Raw genomic sequence first — 4,237 nt, 5'->3', positions numbered from 1 at the left:
GTGTCGGCGGGGCCGGAGGCGAGGTAGCCGCCGCCGAGGCAGGTCGCGACGCCGGGTGCGGGGCGGCGCACGACGGGGAGGGCGAAGAGCGCGGCGGGGCGTCCGCTGAAGTTGGAGTACTGGTCGAACAGGTGCGGCTGGTAGAGGCCGGAGCCGGCCGCGACCTCGGTGACGGCGCGTTCGGCGGCGGTCTTCTCGACGCTGCCGGTGCCGCCGCCGTTGACGAATTCGAGCTCGGTCAGTTCCGAGACGGTGCGGACGATCGCGGCGCGGCGGCGGGCGAGTTCGAGGCGGGACCGCTGCTGCATGGTGCGGATGACGCGGCCGCGGGCGGGGCGTCCGGGCGGGACGTCGCCGACCCCGGCGATCTGCGATTCGTACGCCATCAGCCCGGCGAGGTGGAGCGAGGGCCGTTTGACGATCTGCTCGGCGAACGCGCGGACCTGGGCGGGGGTGCGCAGCGGGGAGCGCAGCGCGCCGATCCGGACCCGTCCGGCGAGGGGGCGGTAGGAGGCGTCCACGTCGATGCAGACGCGGACGTCGCGGCCGCCGGCGGCCGACTCGATCAGGTCGAGGTGCTCCGGGCAGTCGACCATGAGCGTGACGGTGCGTGCGGCGGCGGGGTCGGCGGCGAGCGCGGCGATGGCGGTCCGGTCGGTGGTGGGGTAGGCGACGAGGATGTCGTCGCTGACGCCCTCCGCGGCCAGCCAGAGGGCTTCGGGGAGCGTGAACGCCATGACCCCGGCGAAGCCGTCCATGGCGAGGACGTCCTCCAGCAGCGGCCGGCAGCGCACCGACTTGCTCGCCACCCGGATGGGCTTGCCCGCGGCGCGGCGGACGAGGCCGGCGGCGTTCGCGCGGAAGGCCGCCAGGTCGACGACGGCGAACGGCGCCTCGATTCCGGCGGTCGCGGCGTCGTAGCGGTCCCGGAGGTTCATGGTGGTCAGACTGCCACAGAAATCCCGAATGTGAGAACCTCTCACGTACCGCTCATTCGGGACGCGGGTGCGCGGCGAAGAAGTCCCACAGCATGGCCCCCGCCCGGTCCGGCCACTCGTGCCGGCCTCCGTTGATCTTGCAGAAGGTCACCGCGACGCCCCGGTCGCCCTTCCCGGTGCTCTGGCACTCGGTGTTCCCGGTCAGCGCCTTGACCCGCCGCTCCGGCTCGGGCAGCCCGCCGGCCCGGCGCCAGAACTCGACCGCCTTCGACACGGGCGGGAACGGCCGCCGGTCGTTGAAGTCGCGATTCCCGCCGCCGTTGTACGGGACGCTCCCGTCCGCCGTCCCGTGGAAGATCATCGCCGAGACGGGCTCGCCGGGGTCGCAGTCGGTCACCAGCGCGCCCTCCACGACCCCGATCGCCGCGACCTTGCCGGGCCGCTCGCAGGCCATCCGGTACGCCATCCCGGCGCCGTTGGAGAAGCCCGTGACATAGACCCGCCTCGGGTCGGCCAGCCCCGCGCCGGTGAGCTTGTCGATCAGCTTGGTGAGGAACCCGACGTCGTCCACGTTGCCGATCTTCGCGGCGCCACAGCAGTCGCCGGCGTTCCACGTCGTCATGAAGCCGTTGGGGTAGGCGACGAGGAACCCGTTCTCGTCCGACTGCCGGTTGAAGCCGGAGATCTCCTCCATCTTCTCCATCGTGGCGAGCCCGCCGTGCAGGGCGAGGACCAGCGCGGGCGGGTCGGCGGGCTTGCCGTCCCGCCATTCGCCGTCGGCCACCTTCGCCGGGACGTGCAGCAGGAACTCGCGGTGCCCGATCGTCCCCACGTCGAGCTTCTGCTTGTGCGTGCCCTGCGCGGTAGGGACGCCGTCCACCTTCGCGGGCCGCCTGTCCTCGCTCCCGTCCCCGTCTCCGCCGCCGTCGCCGGTCTCGGTCGTGCACCCCGCGAGAGCGAGGGTCACCGCCAGTACCACGAACCCGATTCGCCGCATGGAAGCAAAACTAACCTCAAAGCGAGCCCCCAAACTACTGATGAGTAGCCGCTCGCTCCGTCCCTTCCGGCTCGCCGTCGCGGGCGGTAGGGCGGCGGGATGGACGGACGCCGCGTAAGCTCGATGGGGACACGCCCTGAGCTGCCCCATCGCGCCAGGGCCCCGCCTCGTCCCACCGCGAACACAAGAGTTGAGACCGTTGAACGAATATGTGCTGACCCTGTCATGCCCCGACCGGCCCGGCATCGTCGCCGCCGTCTCGGGGCTGCTGGCCGAGCGCGGCTGCAACATCCTGGAGAGCCAGCAGTTCGGCGACGGCGACTCCGGCACCTTCTTCATGCGGGTGCAGTTCGCGACCCTGGACGACACCGATCCGGACGAGCTGCGCGGCGCGTTCGCGGCGCTGGTGCCCGAGCTCGGCCTGCAGTGGCGGCTGCACGCGCTCGCCGAGCGGCCGCGCGTGCTGATCATGGTGTCGAAGGGCGGGCACTGCCTCAACGACCTGCTGTACCGGACGCGCTCCGGGCTGCTCGACATAGACATCGTCGCGGTCGCGTCCAACCACCCCGACCTGCGGCCCCTCACCCAGTCGTACGGGATCGACTACCACCACCTGCCGGTCGGTCCGGGCGGCAAGGCCGCGCAGGAGGCCGAGATCCTGACGCTGGTCGAGCACTACGGCGCCGACCTCGTCGTCCTCGCCCGGTACATGCAGATCCTCTCCGACGACTTCTGCGCCAAGCTGCCCGGCGCGATCATCAACATCCACCACTCGTTCCTGCCGAGCTTCAAGGGCGCCCGCCCCTACCACCAGGCGCACGCGCGCGGCGTGAAGCTGATCGGCGCCACCGCGCACTACGTCACCGCCGACCTGGACGAGGGGCCGATCATCGAGCAGGAGGTCGCCCGCGTCGACCACGGCCACAGCCCCGAGGAGCTGGTGGCGGTCGGCCGCGACGTCGAGTGCCTCGCCCTCGCCCGCGCGGTCCGCTGGCACTGCGAGCACCGCATCCTCCTCAACGGGGACCGCACGGTCGTCTTCCGCTGACCCGCGGCCCCCGCCACCCGGCGAACGCGCGAGATGTCGGCATGGCGTGTTTCACTCCACGTGACAATGCCTCACCATGGGTGATGATGCCGGACGTGCCGATGGCTCACGGGGGTGGCTATGGCCGAGATGCTGGTCAGGGACCTGATCGAGGAGGAGCACAACAGGCGGCAGGCGCGGCGGCTCGCCGTCCGCGAGTTCCGGCCGCCCCGCGCGTTCGCGGGCTTCGCCGGCGCGCTTCTGGTGACCACGGGGTGCGGGGTCGCCGCCATCGAACTGCTGGCCGCCGCGCTCGGCTCCGGCGTCCACCCCGTGCCGGGCGTGGCCGCGGTGGCGGACGCGCTCCGGCGGCACACCTGGCGCGACGTCCTGCCGGCCGCGGGCGCGGTCGCCTTCGCCGGTGCCGCGTTCCTGCTGGCGGCGCTGCCGGGGCGGCTCAGGGGCGTCCCGCTCGCGGGCTCCGACCCGCGGCAGGCGGGCGCCATCGGACGCACCGCGCTGCGCCGGACGGTCGCGGACGCGGCGCTCGGCGTCCCCGGCATCGAACGCGCCCGCGTGCGCGGGCCGGGGCCGTTCCGCGGCGTCCTCGTCGTCCGGGTCACGACCGGCTACCGCAACCCGGCGAACCTGGCGGACCTCGTCCGCCAGGCGGTCGGCGCCCGGCTGGACCGCATCGAGCCGATGCGCCGGCCGGAGGTCGACGTCCGGCTCGGCTGGCGGAGGGACTGACATGCGCATCCCGATCGCGGCCACCGGGGCCGTCCTGCTCGCCTGCGGTGCCGCGGCGCTCGCCGCCGGCCTCGGCGCCTTCGGCGCGGCCGCCGCGGACCGCCCGCTGCTCGACCCCGCGCTCGCCCGGTTCACCGGCGGCCACGGCTGGTTCCTGCCGGTCGCCGCGGGCGTCGCGGAGGTCCTGGCGCTCGCCGGGCAGCTCTGGCTGGTCGTCCAGGTCCGCCGCGTCGTCCACCGGTGGTGGCCGGACGTCGACCCGGAGACCCGCATCCGCGCCCGCGCGGCCGCGGACGACCTGAACCGCGACGCGCGCGCCATGCCCGGCGTCCGCGACTGCCGCGTCCGCCTCACGGGGACGGCCGACCGCCCCCGCCTGCTGCTCAGGCTCGCCTGCGCGGGCGACACACTGATCAGCGAGGTCTACGGCGAACTGGGCGCAGGCCCGGTGGAGCGCTACCGCGAAGCCGTCGCCATGCCCGACCTCCCAGTGGTGATCCGCTTCCGCCCGGACCTCCCACGCCC

Annotated in this window: 5 protein-coding genes; 3 read left to right on the top strand and 2 right to left on the bottom strand. The window is 73.7% G+C overall.

All coding sequences use genetic code 11. The features are described 5' to 3' along the window. Both E1266_RS35995 and E1266_RS35990 read right to left on the bottom strand, forming a co-directional pair. Positions 1-938 (bottom strand): alanine racemase (locus E1266_RS35995; protein ID WP_132054878.1); only part of this gene is annotated, 938 nt, incomplete at its 3' end. Between the two features lie 52 nt (positions 939-990). Next, positions 991-1,935, bottom strand: coding sequence for a PHB depolymerase family esterase (locus E1266_RS35990; RefSeq protein ID WP_132054876.1), 945 nt, complete (start codon positions 1,933-1,935; stop codon positions 991-993). Between the two features lie 199 nt (positions 1,936-2,134). Between E1266_RS35990 and purU the strand changes: the two genes are divergently transcribed. The 3 genes from purU to E1266_RS35975 all read left to right on the top strand — a co-directional run. After that, positions 2,135-2,983: a formyltetrahydrofolate deformylase gene (purU, locus tag E1266_RS35985; protein WP_132054874.1), complete on the top strand. Its 849-nt coding sequence runs from the start codon at positions 2,135-2,137 to the stop codon at positions 2,981-2,983. Between the two features lie 120 nt (positions 2,984-3,103). Continuing rightward, positions 3,104-3,712 carry a DUF6286 domain-containing protein gene (locus tag E1266_RS38570; RefSeq protein ID WP_165966357.1) on the top strand — a complete coding sequence of 203 codons (609 nt, stop codon included), beginning with the start codon at positions 3,104-3,106 and terminating at the stop codon, positions 3,710-3,712. Between the two features lies 1 nt (position 3,713). Next, the coding region (locus tag E1266_RS35975; RefSeq protein WP_132054872.1) for a hypothetical protein at positions 3,714-4,237 on the top strand (524 nt) is incomplete at its 3' end.

This window comes from Actinomadura sp. 7K534, assembly GCF_004348575.1.
Taxonomy (GTDB): Bacteria; Actinomycetota; Actinomycetes; order Streptosporangiales; family Streptosporangiaceae; genus Spirillospora; species Spirillospora livida.
Note: the sequence above shows the minus strand (reverse complement) of the source record. Positions and strands in the feature narration are given on the sequence as shown.